At 33.1% G+C, this 17,329-nt stretch carries 12 protein-coding genes; 9 read left to right on the forward strand and 3 right to left on the reverse strand.

The window, feature by feature from the left end:
* From bluB to cobN, 9 genes are all read left to right on the forward strand, one after another.
* Positions 1-657 (forward strand): 5,6-dimethylbenzimidazole synthase, encoded by a 657-nt coding sequence (bluB, locus tag BLW23_RS09670; protein ID WP_093669222.1) that lies wholly within the window; start codon positions 1-3, stop codon positions 655-657.
* Positions 654-1,835, forward strand: a complete 1,182-nt coding sequence (cbiE, locus tag BLW23_RS09675; protein ID WP_093669224.1) for a precorrin-6y C5,15-methyltransferase (decarboxylating) subunit CbiE — start codon at positions 654-656, stop codon at positions 1,833-1,835. Before bluB ends, cbiE begins: the two co-directional genes overlap by 4 nt.
* Before the next feature lie 136 nt (positions 1,836-1,971).
* Entirely contained in the window at positions 1,972-3,834 is a 1,863-nt protein-coding gene (gene cobM / locus BLW23_RS09680; RefSeq protein WP_093669226.1) for a precorrin-4 C(11)-methyltransferase, read from the forward strand.
* A 169-nt stretch (positions 3,835-4,003) separates the two neighbouring features.
* On the forward strand, positions 4,004-4,747 hold the full coding sequence (locus BLW23_RS09685) for a precorrin-6A/cobalt-precorrin-6A reductase (protein WP_093669228.1): 744 nt from the start codon (positions 4,004-4,006) through the stop codon (positions 4,745-4,747).
* Positions 4,740-5,837: a cobalt-precorrin-5B (C(1))-methyltransferase gene (locus BLW23_RS09690; protein WP_093669230.1), complete on the forward strand. Its 1,098-nt coding sequence runs from the start codon at positions 4,740-4,742 to the stop codon at positions 5,835-5,837. Before BLW23_RS09685 ends, BLW23_RS09690 begins: the two co-directional genes overlap by 8 nt.
* Before the next feature lie 5 nt (positions 5,838-5,842).
* Positions 5,843-6,547: a cytochrome c biogenesis protein CcdA gene (locus BLW23_RS09695; RefSeq protein WP_255362772.1), complete on the forward strand. Its 705-nt coding sequence runs from the start codon at positions 5,843-5,845 to the stop codon at positions 6,545-6,547.
* A gap of 13 nt (positions 6,548-6,560) precedes the next feature.
* A complete protein-coding gene (locus tag BLW23_RS09700; RefSeq protein ID WP_093669234.1) occupies positions 6,561-8,222 on the forward strand; it encodes an AAA family ATPase in 1,662 nt (553 codons plus the stop codon).
* 1 nt (position 8,223) lies between these two features.
* A complete protein-coding gene (locus BLW23_RS09705; protein WP_143032136.1) occupies positions 8,224-10,194 on the forward strand; it encodes a cobyrinate a,c-diamide synthase in 1,971 nt (656 codons plus the stop codon).
* Between the two features lie 108 nt (positions 10,195-10,302).
* Complete coding sequence (cobN, locus tag BLW23_RS09710) at positions 10,303-14,049, forward strand: cobaltochelatase subunit CobN (protein WP_093669238.1); 3,747 nt, start codon at positions 10,303-10,305, stop codon at positions 14,047-14,049.
* Positions 14,050-14,105: 56 nt separating this feature from the next.
* On the opposite strand, the gene BLW23_RS09715 is transcribed toward cobN, so the two are convergent.
* The 3 genes from BLW23_RS09715 to BLW23_RS09725 all read right to left on the reverse strand — a co-directional run bounded on the left by BLW23_RS09715 (position 14,106) and on the right by BLW23_RS09725 (position 17,268).
* Positions 14,106-15,125, reverse strand: coding sequence for a YncE family protein (locus BLW23_RS09715; protein WP_093669240.1), 1,020 nt, complete (start codon positions 15,123-15,125; stop codon positions 14,106-14,108).
* 235 nt (positions 15,126-15,360) lie between these two features.
* On the reverse strand, positions 15,361-15,930 hold the full coding sequence (locus tag BLW23_RS09720) for a hypothetical protein (protein ID WP_143032137.1): 570 nt from the start codon (positions 15,928-15,930) through the stop codon (positions 15,361-15,363).
* Between the two features lie 198 nt (positions 15,931-16,128).
* The gene (locus BLW23_RS09725; RefSeq protein WP_093669244.1) at positions 16,129-17,268 is read right to left on the reverse strand and encodes a rhomboid family intramembrane serine protease; all 1,140 of its coding nucleotides are present in this window, start codon (positions 17,266-17,268) and stop codon (positions 16,129-16,131) included.
* Positions 17,269-17,329: the final 61 nt, after the last annotated feature.

The raw sequence follows: 17,329 nt of genomic DNA on the forward strand, positions 1-17,329 counted from the left end.
ATGGCGCAAGAATCACAACGTTTCTTTAATGAAAATGAGCAGGATGTTTTAGAAGAAATTTTACTGCACAGAAGGGACGTCCGAGGGAATCATTTTAAGAAAGATAGTATTTCAAAAGAAGATATTGATCGAATTTTACAAGCGGGTTTGTCCGCTCCTTCAGTTGGTTTTTCTCAACCATGGGAGTTTGTGTTAATTCATGATCAAAAAACAAAGCAAGCTGTAAAGGCTTCTTTTCAACAGGAAAATGAAAAGGCTGTACATGAATTTACAGATGTAAAAAAGCAGGAATATATAAAGTTGAAGTTAGAAGGAGTTACAGAAGCTCCTTTGAATATGGCAGTTTTTTACAAACCTAAAAACGAACCAGTTTTAGGACAAACGAGTATGCCGAATATGGGGAAGTACAGTGTTGTTTGTGCTATTCAAAACATGTGGTTGATGGCACGAAGCCTAAATATAGGTATGGGCTGGGTGAGTATTTTAGATCCTGAACAAGTGAAAAAAATATTAAATGCTCCAAGTGAAAACCAGCTTATTGGCTATCTGTGCTTTGGATACACTAATATGTTTTATAACAAGCCAGAATTGGAAATAAAAAAATGGGATTATAAAAAACTTCAAGAAGAAGTTGTAATTCAAGAAAAATATTCATGATTTTTAGAGTACTAGGCATAGGAAATAAAAGACCTGTTTTTACAAAGGAACAATTAGAGGTAATTAAAAACACTACTGTTTTTAGTGGAGGCAAGCGTCATTTAGAATTGGTTAAAGAGTTTCTTCCTGAAAATTATCAATGGATTTTTATAAAAAGCCCTATGGAAGATCTTTTCAATCAGTATGAAAAAGTGCATAGTGAAATTATTGTATTTGCTTCAGGAAATCCATTGTTTTATGGTTTTTCAAATACTCTCAGAAATAAGTACCCCAAAGCTGAAATTTATACAGAACCGTATTTTAGTTCCATTCAATTACTAGCAAATAAAACAAATACAAATAGTAATAAGTTAGTTGCAGTAAGTGTGCATGGGAGAAGTTGGAAGGAATTGGATATAGCCATAATGAATCAGAAGTCCTTAATTGGAGTGTTGACTGATAACTCTAAGAATCCAAAATCTATTGCTGAACGATTGCTAGACTTCGGATATGATAATTATGAAGTAAGTATTGGTGAGGATTTAGAAGGAAATCAGGAAAGGGTTCAAACTCTTAGTTTACATGAAGTATTGCAGAATGAATATCATCCTTTAAATTGTTTGTTGCTACATAGAAAAGAAAAGAGAACTGATCATTTTGGAATTAAAGATACTGAGTTTATAGGATTGCCAGGCCGACCCAAAATGATAACAAAAATGCCTATTCGTTTAACGAGTCTGCACTTTCTAGATATTATGAATGCAACGGTTTTTTGGGACATTGGTTTTTGCACAGGATCTGTTTCCATAGAGGCAAAACTTAAAAATCCGAATTTGGAGGTTATTGCTTTTGAAAAGCGTTTGGAATGTGAAGAAATCATGTTGAAAAATCAACAAAAATATGGAGTACCAGGTATTGAAGTAGTAATGGGGGATTTCTTTGAACAAGATTTAGAAAAATATAAAACCCCGGATATTGTGTTTGTAGGCGGACATGGAGGCAAACTCTTTGATTTATTGGATAAACTGGATTCTGTAATTTCGTTAGGAACGAAAATAGTAATGAATACAGTGCAAGAATCAAGTCTGGTAACATTTAAAGAATCTTGTAAAAAAGTAAATTGGGAATTGCTTGAAGAAATGAATATAATCTTGGATTCGAACAATCCGATTACGTTGTTAAAAGCAATTAAAAAGTAAAAAAAAATTGAATAAGTACTTATATTGATAGAATAAATTAGTGCTTCAATTTATACAAAGGAGATTCATTTGCTTGAATCAAAAAAAATAGTAATATATAGAATCGAGCTTAGCAGGCAGATAAAAAATATACCTGATGAAGGAACAAATACTGAACATAGCAATTGTAAGTTTTACAGATAGTGGATTGAACATAGCAAGAGTATTACAAAATGAATTTTATAGAAGTAAGGTTTTTACAAGTAGAGAGGTCGAAGAGACAAAAGACATAAAGAAAATTAGTTCTGTAACGGATCTAATGACTTCTTCTTTTGAAAAATATGATGCTTGGATTTTTATCGGAGCTCTAGGAATTTGTGTTAGGAGCATTGCTCCTCATATTATCGATAAGAAAACCGATCCAGCCGTTGTTAATATTGATGATCAAGGAAATCATGTGCAATCTGTATTAAGTGGGCATATCGGTAAAGCAAATGAATTAACTACTCAAATAAGCAGAATATTGCGTGCTACTCCAGTAATATCAACCTCGAGTGATTTACAAAACTTATGGAGCTTAGATACGTTAGCCGAACAATATGGTTGGAAAGCCAAAAGTTCAACAGAACTTAATGATATTATCTCATTATTTGTAAATAAAAAGTCGACCGCATTAGTATTAAAAATAAAAGATCAAGGTACCGAGTATTTCGAAAAAACATGTCCAGATTTTGTAACCATTTATTATGCTGTTGAAGATGTAGATCTATCAAAGTATGAATTATTATTGTACGTTGGTTATGAGACTCAAGAGATTGAAATTCCTAATTTGGCCTTTTATCCTAAATGTATCTCTTTTGGAAGTGGATGTTCTAAAGATATAGAACCAGAATTGTTTGAAAGTGTTTTATTACAAGAATTGAAAAAGCAGCGAATAGCTATCGAAAGTATATATGCTTTGGGATCTGCTGATATTAAAGCAAGAGAGCAAGCGTATTTAGATTTTGTATCAAAATATGACATTCCTTTCGTTACCTATAACGGAGACGAATTAAACTCAGTAGAAGTCGCAAATCCTTCTGAAGTAGTGATGAAAAAAGTAGGAGTTTATGGAGTTTCAGAAGCTTCAGCTAGTTTAATTGCTAATTCAAATGAGTGGTTGGTTGAAAAAACCAAGGTAACTACTGAATCTGGTAAAAAGTTTACCTATGCACTTTCTTTGGTATCTAATTTTGAGAGAAAACCGAGTATCGCTATCGTTGGAGCAGGTTCTGGTGATCCAGAGTTATTGACTTTAAAGGGAAGAGCTATTTTAGAAGATGCTGATTGTATTTTATATGCAGGAAGTTTGGTGCCTGAAGAACTTACTCATATGGCAAAAGATGGTGCTTTAGTGAGAAACTCAGCTTCAATGACACTCGAAGAACAAATAAAAATTATAGATGATTATTATTCTCAAGGTAAGAAAATTGTTCGTTTACACTCTGGAGACCCATCTATCTATGGAGCCATTCAAGAACAAATGACAATTTTCGATGCAAAGGGGTACGATTATTATATTGTTCCTGGAATATCTTCATTTCAAGCCGCCGCCGCATATTTAAAATCGGAATTTACAATTCCAGAAGTAGCACAAACAATCATTTTAACAAGAGGTGAAGGAAATACTCCAACACCGGAACACGAAAGGATTGTAGATATGGCAAAACTTAGAGCTACCATGTGCATTTTTCTAAGTGCTGGTATTGCCAAGAAAATACAGGGTGAATTGTTAGAACATTATCCAGAAGATACACCTTTAGCAGTTCTATATAGAGTGAGTTGGAAGGATGAACAAGTATGGACAGGGAAGTTAAATGAGTTAACTTCTATCATTAAAGAAAATAAGTTAACACGTACGGTACTTATTGTAGTGGGAGAAGCGGTTGGTGCTCGCAAGAATCGTTCTTGGTTATATGATGATAAATGGTATCACATTTTTAGAAAGAAAGGGAAAGTATTAAGCGAAGGAAAATCATAACATGTCATTACGAATGTAGTGAAACGAAATGAGGTAATCTCTTTGGAAATAAAGAGATTATTTCGTCCTGTCGTTCTTGCAATGACGAATAGTTAATGAGTTTGATTTTTTTATTTTGAATTCAATAAACCTACGAGAATTCATTTGCTTGTTATTAAATGAATAAAAAATGATATTAGTATTTGGAGGGACAACAGAAGGGAAAAATGTAGCGGCTGTTTTAGAGGAGTTAAATATTACTTATTACTACTCTACGAAAACGGAAGTGCCATTTTCAGGAAAAGGAATCCCTATTTATGGTGCATTGACAAAAAATAAAATAGAAGAATTTTGTCAAGAGAATAAGGTGAAAATAATAATAAATGCCTCACATCCTTTTGCCGAACAACTTCATGAAACAATAGCAAGTATTGATACTCAAATTCCTTTAATTCGATTTGAGCGTGAGTTTACTAAAAGAAAGGATCATAAACTCGTGCATTATGTGAACTCATTTAATGAAGCTATTTCATTTTTTAAAGAACATAAACTACAATCATTGTTAGCGCTTTCAGGTGTTCAAACGATTCAAAGACTTACTAATTATTGGAAAAGATATACTACTTGGTTTCGAATTTTGGATAGAGATTCTTCCCGTGAAATAGCGAAACAAGTGGGTTTTCAACTTTCAAATATTATTTATGGATATCCTCAAAATACAGAGGAAGAAGTAGCATTGTTCATTCGGTTAAATCCTTCAGTAATTTTTACTAAAGAAAGTGGTGTTAATGGTAAATTAGAACAAAAAATCCAAGCAGCTATTCGGGTAAAAAGACCGATAGTTATCTTGAAGAAACCTTTGTTGTCAAATAGGTATCTTTGCGTAAACTCTAAGGAGGAACTGATTGCAATTTTGAAGAATACTATTGAGTGAATTACAAAAAATACCTGATAAACCATTAAGAAAAGGATATACTACAGGAGCCTGTGCAACAGCTTGTGTAAAATCCGCGATGCTGGGTTTAGTTACCCAGAAAGAACAATGTAAAGTAACGATTGTACTTCCGATTGGAGAGGAAGCAACTTTTTATTTGAAGAACATTCAGATCACAAAAAATAGTAGCTCAAGCACTACCATAAAAGATGCAGGAGATGACCCTGATGTAACTCATTTAGCTGAAATTACGGCAACGGTGGAGTTGAATAAAAGTAAAGAGGTAAAGTTTATTAGAGGAGAAGGTGTTGGTCTTGTAACCTTACCAGGTTTAGAAATTGAAGTAGGAGAACCTGCGATTAACCCCGTTCCTAGAAAGATGATGAAAACTGTAATTCATAAAGTTTTGGCAGATCATAATCTCGAAGAATGCGGTGTAGCAATTACCATTTCAGTAAAAGATGGGGAAAAACTTGCAAAAAGAACTTTAAATAGTCGCCTTGGGATTTTACATGGAATTTCCATTTTAGGAACCTCAGGAATTGTAACGCCATTTTCGGCTGCCTCTTATATTGCAAGTATTCGGCAAGGGGTTGATGTGGCTATAGCAAACAATCAAGAGGAATTGTTGATTAACTCTGGAGCGAGAAGTGAAAAAATGCTGAGAAACCTTTTTCCAGAAATAAAAGAAACCGCATGTATTCATTATGGTAATTGGATTCGGGAAACTTTTGAAAGAATTGCAGAATCTCCTGAAATACACACCGTGAATATGGGGATTATGTTAGGGAAGGCGGCAAAACTAGCGGAAGGAAATTTAAACACTCATAGTGGAAAGACAACTTGGAATAAAGAATTTATAGCACAATTGGCTAAAGAATCAGGATATTCAGATGAAGTTTCGGATAAGATTTTATCGTTAAATATGGCAGGACGTTTACGTGAAATATTTATTTTTGCTCAGCAAGAAAAGTTCTATCAAACCTTGTTAAAATATTGCTATAAACATTGTCACAGAATTGCTCCGAAAATAGAACTCAATTTGTATTTGATTAATAATGATCAAACCCATATAAAGTATAATAAATGAACTTAATGAACTTAACCAGACCTTTAATAGCTGGTGTATTACATTCCTTTGAACCAGACCATATGTCTGCAGTATCTGTATTAGCATCTGAAAATGCAATAAACAAGAAAAAAGTAAGTTTTAAAACAGTTTTTAAAGCTTCGCAATGGGCCTTAGGACATTCTGTAACGTTGTTGTTATTTGGAGGAATTGCTTTGTTATTTAGAACCGCATTATCTGCTTTTGTTCATAATATTTCTTTTTGGGCTGAAATGAGTATAGGACCGATAATGATTTGGTTAGGTATTGTTGCCATTAAAAGAAATCATAAGATTAATGAAATGATGGCGGATCATAAAAAAATTGAAGAGCATGAGCATGCAGGTAATAATCCCATTCATTTACATGGAAAAATGGGAGAGGAAATTGCGATGAATCCTATAAATAAATCTTTTTGGATTGGAATGTTGCATGGGCTCGCTGGAACAGGTGGAGCATTAACTTCAGCGTTAATAATTAGTGCAACTACAATGTCAGAAGCTATTTTAATTTTAGTAGTGGAATCTATAGGTGTTATTTTATCGATGGCAGTATATAGTTATGTGTTAATATATGCTATGAGTCGATTTATAGAAAGAAACATGTCTATTTTTAAATGGATGAATGGAATCGTAGGAATCATTTCTATTATTGTAGGAATCTACATGATTTATAAAACAGCTTTCGCTTAATTTTAAACTACTTATGAATATCAATCATAGCTTTTCTTTTAGTGCTATTTTGGCTCAAGATGATTTTAAACTTTGTTTATTATTAAACTTAATTGATCCCACGATTGGAGGTGTTTTAGCAACTGGTGATAAAGGAACAGGAAAAACAACCACGGTGCGTGCATTAAGTGAATTGATGGGGAAAGATTTCCCTTTTGTTAATTTACCAATTGGAGCCACAGAAGATAGAGTGCTGGGGAGTGTAAATATAGAAGCATTGATTAATCAAAAGAAAACGGTTGTAGACATTGGTTTATTAGCGAAGTCCAATAACGGATTTTTATATATAGATGAGATCAATTTACTAAATGATTATTTGATGGATGTGTTATTAGATGCATCCTCATCGGGAGGATATCATTTAGAAAGAGAAGGGATTTCAAAATGGTTGGAAAGTAGATTTTGTTTAGTTGGAACAATGAACCCTGAAGAAGGAGAGTTACGTCCTCAATTGAAAGATAGGTTCGGATTAAGTGTTAAAATTACCACACCGCAAGAAATTGATACCCGAAAAAAAATTGCTTCTCGCCGTTTAGATTTCGACACAAATCCGAAAGGGTTTAATGTGAATTTTCAAAAAGAAAATGAAAAAACAAAGGCAAACATTACTAAGGCTAGAGCATTTATAGTTAGTGTCGAAATACCTGAGGAAGTGAAGCAAGCGGCTGCAAAACTAACACTGGAATCAAATGTTGAAGGAATGCGTGCGGATATTCTTTTATTAAAAACAGCTCGGGCATATGCTGCTTTATTAGGAGAGAAAGAGGTGTCTAAAGTAATGTTGTATAAAATTTCACCTTTTGTTTTGGATCATAGAACTGATGATTTTACGCCTCCTTCAGAATCAGATAATGACGAAAACCAAGAAAATAATAAGGAAGAAGAAAATAATAAAGAACAAGAACTACAAGGAAATTCTTCATTTCAACTTCCAGAAGAGGTTCGCAAAGGATTAAAGTTTTCAATAAATGAGCAAAATAAAAAATCTGAACTTCGATTTCAATTGACTGAAGACTTGATAAAGGTTCCTTATTTGTCTATACAAGATTCGAAAATTGATTTGTTAAAAACAGTAAAGAATTATATGATTACCGAAAAGTTTAAAACATTTTTGAATCGGGTACATCAAAAATCAAGTTTGAATGTTGTGTTTTTAATAGATACCAGTGCTTCTATGGCAATAGATAAACAGTTAGGTTTTGCTAAGGGAATCATTAAAAAGACTATGGAGTCCTACCCTTCAAAAAGAATAAAATATGCTATTGTTGCATTAGAAAATTCTTCAGCAAGAATTATTCAATGTTTTACGAATAATAAAAACGCTTTAAGCAACATAAGTAAAGAACTTAGGGCGGGCGGAAAGACGAATTTGGCAAATGCATTTTTTAAAGTTTTTGAGTTATTGAAATCCGTTAACGAAAAAACAGTACAGTTATTTATAATGACAGATGGGAAGATAAATTCGGGAGGAGAGAAACCATTTGAATATGCAGTTAAAAGTTATAAAACATACCTTTCCAAGTTAAAAAACACAACCGTGGTTGATACGGAAAGTGGGTTCGTGAAGTTAGGAAAAGCAAAACTTTTAGCCGATACCTTGAGAACGTCTTATGTACCAATGGCGTTTAATTCTTAATATGACGAAAGCATTTTTAATAGCGGCTCCTTGGAGTAATTCAGGAAAAACAACCATAACATTAGGATTGACCCGTTATCTTTATAACAAAGGTTTAGATGTTCAAACTTTTAAATGCGGACCTGATTATATCGATACGATACATCATAGCACGGCAGCGGGTAAACCAAGTGTAAACTTAGATAGTGTTATGATGACCGATGATCATATTAAAAATATTTTCAGCGAGTATACCGCAACTGCAGATATAAGTATTGTTGAAGGTGTAATGGGGCTTTTTGACGGAGCAGTAAAGGATAAAGGAAGTTCTGCCGAATTGGCGAAAAAATTAAATATTCCCGTAATTTTAGTCGTTAATGCAAAAGCAATGGCATATACTATTGCACCGATTTTATATGGACTAAAAACCTTTGATCCAGAAGTGAAAATTGCTGGAGTTTTGTTCAATTTTGTAAGGACTGAATCGCATTACGCTTTTTTAAAAGAGGCTTGTGAAACTGTCGGAATCCATTCTTTGGGTTATATCCCTCCAAATGATGATATAGCCATTCCATCAAGGCATTTAGGACTACATATTGAAGATTCTTTTGAGAATTTAATTGAAACGGCAGCAGATCATATTGGAAAGTCGCTCAATGTGGTCAAGGGGTTGAAACCCCTTGGGTTTGATTTGGAACAAATGATAGAAAACAAATCAACCCACTTAATCAAGGGGGTTCAAGCCCTTGAATTAAACCTTCGTGAAGAAGATGATCTAACCAAGGGGTTTCAACCTCTTGTTACAATAGCAGTAGCCAAAGATGAAGCTTTTCGATTCACTTATATCGAAAATTTGAAGTATCTGGAGAAGCTCGGTAATGTGGTGTTTTTTAGCCCAATTCATGATGATAAGATTCCTGATGCAGATATGATTTATCTGGCGGGAGGCTACCCTGAGTTGTATTTGGAGTCGTTGTCAAGCAACTCTAAAATGAAAGAAGCAATTAGAACTGCAGCGAATAAAGGAATTAAAATATTGGCAGAATGTGGCGGGATGATGTATTTGGGAAATCAGATTATTAATGAAAAAGGAGTTTCTTATTCAATGGTTGGAATATTTGATTTTTCGACGTCTATGGAAAATAAAAAACTTCACTTAGGTTACAGAAGAGTGGTAATTGAAAAAGAAGAAATTTGGGGGCATGAATTCCACTACTCAACTATTCATAACGATCATTATGACTCAATTGCTGAAGTTTATACAGCTAGGAAAAAAGAAATCAAAACAAAAGTATATTCATATAAAAACGTTTGGGCAAGTTACATTCACCTCTATTGGGGAGCAGGGAACTTTAGTTGGATAAATAAATTATTAACTAAGGAACTTAAATCTTTTGAAATAAAAGAATCAAGAAATACCCAATCCCTTGAACACTTAGAAATGAATTTTTCGAGTGATAACAATGAATCATTAAACAAGGGGTTGAAACCCCTTGGAGAATTGAGAGAAAAAGAATATTATTTTGTCACTTTTGCTACTGCTAAATCAAGAATTTCGGATAGAATGGTGAAGTATAATTCGTCAAATTTTATAAGGAATTTGGATGGTTTAATTTTTTCAAAAGAAGATTTAAGAGTTTTAAAAGTCTTATTTGATGAAGCAGTTGAGCTATATCAATTGGATGTTTCTTGTTTTAATATATTACCAGATCATGTTCATTTTTTATTAAAGGTAGAAGATGAAAAAGAATTGAATGAACAGATAAGAAAGTTAAAGGGATATACTTCTTTTAAATTTCAAAGACATAAAGAATGGGAAAGAGGAGAACAAAAAGTTTGGGTTCAGAAGTTTCATAGAAAAAAATTGTCAAAATTGGATAATTCGATAGAAAAGGTTACCAATTATATCAAAAACAACCATTATAAACACAAAGAACGTTGGGGAGAAGAAATGACTTTATTTATTGAATCTCTCCATAATTCAGAAAATTAACCAAGGGGGGGGCAACCCCTTGTATTAGAGTAAAGAATTGAATCAGAATGGAGTTTTCGACCATATTAACCAAAGGGTTTTAACCCTTTGAAAAAAGAATAAAATATTATGCACTTAATAGCAACAATACCAGGAGGATGGAATCCCGATGATGACGGAGTTTTTTATATAGAACAAAAACCAGGAGATATTGTTTTTTTAAGTGCTGGTGATACTGAAATACACACCATGAATGAGGCGTATAAATCGCTTCATAAAAATGAAAAGGAACTTCCGAGTTTACGAATGACTAACTTGATGTATTTGAAGCAGGAGTTAACTATTGATAATTACATCGAAGATGTTCTTGAAAAGGCAAAAGTGATTGTCTGTAGCTTATTAGGAGGTATTAGTTATTATAAATATTTGGTAGAATCATTAGTAGAACTTCAAGAAAATACGGAGTGTGTATTACTATTCATCCCAGCGCATGAACCAGATTATGAGTTGATGAATTTATCCTCAGTAGATATTCAAATTGTTCATCAATGTAGACAATATTTACAGCAAGGAGGAAATAAGAATGCGATTTCTTTTTTAAACTTTCTCCGACAGCGTTTTTTTAATCATACAGTCGGTATCACTGCTTTGGAAGAAGTGAGTGATTTATTTTTGTATTCGTTTGAAAAAGGAATGATTTCACAGGAAAGTCTAGATGATACTTTAGATACTACAAAAGGAAACGCGGTGCTTCTTTCCTATAGAACTCACTATCTAGCAAATAATTTAGAGCCTTTGGAGGTAATGAGTAAAGAGTTAAAAAAGCAAGGATTGAATTCTTTCGTGGTTTTTGCTCATAATTTACGCGATACGAACATACTTTCGAACTTAGAAAAACTAATCACCAATTCAGGAAATAGAAAAATACATTGTATCGTAAACACTACTGGTTTTACCATTAAACCTTCCAATAATTCTGAGTTTATTTTTGATAGATTAGGAATTCCTGTTTTACAAGCGATTTTTTCAACAACTAATAAAAATGTATGGAAAGAAGGGCTTTTCGGTCTACCACCAACTGATATTGCAATGAATATAGCATTACCAGAAATTGATGGACGAATTATTGGTAGGGCCGTATCCTTCAAAAAAGAAATAAAGAAAGACTCGTTAACAGATAGTACTATTGTAAAATATGAGGCGCATCAACCTGCTTGCGAGTTCATGGCACGGTTGACTAAAAATTGGATTGGTTTACAACAAAAAAATAACGAAGATAAAAGAGTCGCGGTAATCCTACCAAACTATCCAAATAAAGATAGTCGTTTAGCAAATGGAGTGGGACTTGATACTCCTGAAAGCTGTATTGTATTGTTAGACGCTTTGAAAAAGTCGGGTTATACTTTAGGAAAACAGTTACCCACCTCAGGGACTGAGTTAATGCATTGGGTTACTCAGGTGACGACAAATGATGTAAGTACAACTCAAACCAGACCACATGCCATTATTTATAGACTTGAAGATTTTCAAAAACGGTTTGATTCCATTTCGTCAGAATTAAAAGAAAAGATTACGGAGCAGTGGGGAAACCAAGAAAATGATCCCTATTTTACTAAAGAAGGTTTTATTGTTTCAGGGTTTTTATTAGGGAATGTTTTTATAAGTATTCAACCTTCAAGAGGATATAATCAAGATCCTCAAGCTATTTATCATTCTCCTGATTTAGCACCAACATATCAATACCTGGCATATTACTTTTGGCTTCAGGATACATATCAAGCGGATGCTGTAATTCATTTAGGGAAGCATGGGAATCTGGAATGGCTTCCAGGGAAAAGTGTTTCATTAGATCCAGAATCATGTTTTCCAGCCTTACTGTTTGATGCATTACCTCATTTTTATCCTTTTATTATTAATGATCCAGGGGAAGGGACGCAAGCTAAAAGAAGAAATCAGGCAGTGATTATTGATCATTTAATACCACCAATGACACGTGCTGAAACTTATGGAAGTTTGATGAAGTTAGAACATTTAGTAGATGAGTATTATGAAGCTTCTAATTTAGATCCAAAACGTTCCAAAGTATTAGAGCAAGAGATTGCAAATTTGGTTAAAGAAACCCAATTAAATGTAGATTTAGGGATTACATCGGAAGATGTTGATGAGCTTTTAGTCAAACTTGATGGTTATTTATGTGAGTTAAAGGAAGCGCAAATTCGCGATGGACTTCATATTTTTGGAAAGGCTCCTAAAAATGAACAACTAATTGACTTACTAATTGCTTTACATAGGATGCCAAGTTATAATCAGAAAGGAATTACGCAAATATTAGCAGAAGATTTAAATATTGAAACCAATGTTTTAAGTCAGGAATATGCTGAAAAAGTAGATATAACAATTTTAGAAAAAGACTGTAAAACTATCGGTCAAGTAGTTGAACAACTCGAACTGATTGCTAAAGAAGAACTCATAAAATATTTAGAAGAAGGAGGTTCATCAATAGAGGAGTATCCTAAGTTAAATGCTTTATTATCTACAATTCAAAAAGAAACATTAATAGCCGTTGAAAAAACTTCAGAAGAAATATCAAATCTTTTGGAAGGATTGAATGGGAGCTATGTTCCTTCTGGTCCTTCCGGAGCACCGACACGCGGAAGACTTGACTTATTGCCTACTGGAAGAAATTTTTTCTCAGTAGATGTGCGCACCATTCCGACAGAAACGGCCTATCGATTAGGAGAAAAAAGTGCGCAGCTTATCATTGATCGTTATATTCAGGAACACGGTGAGTATCCTAAAACGATTGGAATTTCTGTTTGGGGTACATCCACAATGAGAACAGGGGGTGATGATATTGCACAAGCATTTGCTTTAATGGGAGTAAAACCAATTTGGAAAAATGCCAACAGAAGAGTGAGCGATTTCGAAGTGATTCCCTTATTGAAATTAAAACGTCCTAGAGTAGATGTCACTATACGTATCTCTGGATTTTTTAGAGATGCTTTCCCAGATGTTATTAATCTGTTTAATACAGCGGTAACCCGAGTAGCTCAGTTAGAAGAATCGTTGGAAGAGAATCCAATTCGAAAACGATATTTAGAAGAAAGCAATCAATGGAAATCAAAAGGACTATCAAATGAAGAAGCAGAACAACGAGCTTTATATCGAGTATTTGGGTCAAAGCCTGGAGCTTATGGTGCAGGACTTCAAGCAGTAATCGATGAGAAAAATTGGAATACTCAAGAAGATTTAGCAAAAGTGTATATTAATTGGAGTGGCTATGCTTATGGCAACTCTAAAAAAGGTGTTTCGGCCCATGAATCCTTTACAAATCGATTAGAAGCAATGCAAATTGTAATGCACAATCAAGATAATCGAGAGCATGATATTTTAGATAGCGATGATTACTATCAGTTTCAAGGAGGTTTGGCCAATGCCGTAAAAACAGTTAAAGGTGAAGATGCTGCCATTTATTTCGGCGATCATTCTCGACCTGAAACCCCAAGAATAAAAACATTAAAAGAAGAACTTCTAAAAGTTTATCGTTCAAGAGTTGTGAACCCAAAATGGATTGCAGGTGTGCAACGCCATGGGTATAAAGGAGCTTTTGAAATGGCAGCTACATTAGATTATTTATTTGCCTATGACGCTACTACGAATTTGATAGATGATTTTATGTATGAAGGAATTACAGAAAGTTATCTGTTAAATAAAGAAAATAAGACCTTTATTAAAGAAAACAATCCTTGGGCATTGAAAGATATGAGTGAACGTTTATTAGAAGCTATTCAAAGAGGTATGTGGCAAAACCCTTCAGAAGAGATGAAGCAACAACTAGAAGATCTATACATGGAGGGAGAAGGAATTGTTGAGTGATAACATAAAAAAATCGACGCTTTTACGCCGATTTTTTATAACATATTCTCTGGTGATTATCTTTCTATATATGCAACCCCAAAAGGGTTAATACCTGAATCTAACGTGCTGTTGAGTGATAGGTTATTATTAGAAATATCAAATAATTGAATTTTATTTTGTGTCATACCAGAATAGGTAACGATAAGTTTGTTACCGTCTGTGTTAATAGCTAAATTATGTGTGGCATCAAATTCGGTTTCAAAAGTAGAAATGACGGTATCTTGATTGTCTAAAACACCAATCTTTCCACCAGGTAAGTCAGCAACAAATAATTTATTATTTGTACTTGTTACGCCATGAGCTCCAGAAAAAAGAGTATTGTTTAAAATAGCCAAATTGGATGGGTTGTGCTTTTTGACTTCTCCATTGTTTTGAGATAAAGAATATAAATTATTATCTCTGTATCCTACATGACCATCTCCACCTATTTCAAGTGTGTTTTCTATAGAGAAATCGGTTGTATTATATTGAATTAGATAGCTTTTGTCGCTTCCATCTAGGATGGTTACATAGGCAAACGTACCTTCTGGATTTATAATGACGTCGTGTTGTACCGCTGCATCGCTCAAATTGAGATCCATAGGTAAATTGATAGTTTTTTTGACAGTGAAAGCATTTAAATCTACGACAGTTGTTGTTTTAACGTTACCATTGATATTGTTTACCCACAATTGATTGGTTGAATCATTTAGCCACAAATGAAAAGCCCCTAATCCGACTTCTAGTGTACGTTCTACTTCGAAAGTACCTGGATTTATTTCATACAACATTCCATTTTCGAGTCCGCCTGTGTAAATTTTATCCTTTTCGGATGAATAGGCAACATATGTTGGCTGCGTACCGTCTGGTAAATTGGTTGTTCCCATCAGAGATAAATCATTAACATTATGATATGTTATTGTATTATTTCCTCTATTGGCAACAGCGAATAGCATGCTTTTGGGAGTGGGTTCATTTGAATCATCTTTACAAGAAAATACAAATACCATTAAAAATACCCAAGAGAGTATTTTTACATTCTTCTTAAATTTCATAAATGTTTAGTTTTTGATTAGTTTTTCGAATACCTGAATAAATTATGTAGGTAGTCTTAATTTTTTTAGTCGAAATATAGATTCTAAAAAAATAAAAAATAGTTTAACAACCGACAATAATTATCATCAATTACAGCTATCTATAATTGTTCTTTGTATTGTCGTTAGTCGATTTAAATCAAAAACCTTACAAAGTAGCTGATTATTAGTTGTTTGAAAGGGTGTGTTTGGTGTTTTACCAATAAACATACTCTCTTTTTGAAATACTTTCTAACTTCGAATCTTCGGTAAAATATTCTTGATATAAAAAGTTCCCATATCGATCTAGCTTTTCATTTTTAATCAATAATGTCTTCGTTGTTTTCTCTTTTCCATTATTAACAATAACCTTTGAAACTCTATTGTTATTATATACGAATTTTTTTGAAGTTTGATAGTTTATTTCGTTGGTTTCAGTATTCGTGTTTGTATTGATCCACTCTAAAATTCTTTGCTTCTTATCCAGTTTTTTTGTTGACGTAATCAATAATGGAAAGTTATTAGTTTTGTATTCAGAGTGAATCGTATTCTCAATGAATGTATCATTACCAATAGCTGAAAGGTTTTCATAATAGCCGTCGTAAGAGGTCAATTTAAAAGCACTATTGTCAACTCTTTTATAAAATGTAAGTGATCCAAGCTCATATTCGTCGTTATCAATAGACATATAAGTCTCACTTTTCTGAATATATCCGTTTTTGTCAAAATAGTAAACGTATTTATAACTATAGCTTTCAGGAAGTTTTACTTCGATGAATTCTGTCATTTTTTTAGGTTTTCCATTAATCCCTTCAAGTTTCGAATGTTGGGGGAATTTCTTTTGCGAATATGAATTCGTTAAAAAAATGAGAGTTATTATGGTTATAAGTTTTTTCATGATAAAAGGTCAAAATGTGGTAAGTAGGTTTGTTATAATGAATTTTTTGAGCGAATGTAGTAATTATTTCAGTTTAAACATCTAAAATTAGATTCCAAGAATAAGTTTATGAGGGAATTTGATAATAATTAAGATTATACCTAAAATCAGAATAATACCAGAGACAAAGCCCAAAACTTTTATTAATCGATTTGGTTTGTAGGGAATGTTCTTTTGTTTCTTTTTAGTCAACAAACCAATAACTACCCCACCTAATAATCCGCCGAAATGAGCTGCATTATCAATAATATCAAAAGCAAAAACACCAACCATACCAACTAAGGCAATTGTGGTTAACATGGATTTGATGATATTTCTTGGTATGTCATTTTTGAATTTAAGAGCAATTATTAAAACAAAACCTATTAGCCCCATAATTCCCCCTGATGACCCTACCGAGGTTTCATCAAGTAAAATTAGACTAAATAGACTTCCTATAATGCCAGAGGCGAGGAACACAATTAGAAAGTAGGAAACGCCTGAAATTCTAATAACCATTTTTCCAATAGAATACATAGCACTAGCGTTAAACATTATGTGAAGGAACCCTCCATGCACTAGTATGCAGGTTAACAATCGCCAGTATTCTCCACTCTTAGTGATCTCTTTAACGAGTCCCATAGATTCAATTGAATTGTTTAGTCCAACGATGAATTGAAATATAGAAATCAATATTATAATTCCTGAGAAAAAATAAATGGAAATTATTGTTTTTTGTTGAACCCAAAATTCGAACTTTATTTCAGCGGATTCTTTTATGCAATTGACTTTGTTAATTTTTTTCAGAATACTTAGTTCGTATATTGAACTTAATAATGGTATTATTCCAAAGATTATAAAATATAAATAGATAGTATTACTTGAATGAAAACTTTCTTCAGAAAATAGGCTCGATAGGACAAAAAAACCAAAGAGTATAGTCCAAAATATAGTGAACTTTAAATTTGCTTTTATATTTGTTCTTCTTTTTATTAGAATGGGTTCAAGTGTTATGAAATCAGATCCAGGAATAATGAAAGTATCATGTTCCGGAGTCGCTACGTACATGATATTGTCGAAATTTTTAAGTGTATTATACAGTTCTTCTTCACTGCATTCTGTTGGTGATGTTTTTGTATCTAACCAATAAGCATACTCTATCCAAGGGGCTTTTTTAGGCAGTATGATTTCGTCTTCCCAATTTTTCATAGCATTCTTTATTTACGTCAAATATATTATTATTTTAATATCTAAATTTTGTTAAAACTCG

Origin of the sequence: Tenacibaculum sp. MAR_2009_124 (genome assembly GCF_900105455.1) — a bacterium.
Taxonomy (GTDB): Bacteria; Bacteroidota; Bacteroidia; order Flavobacteriales; family Flavobacteriaceae; genus Polaribacter.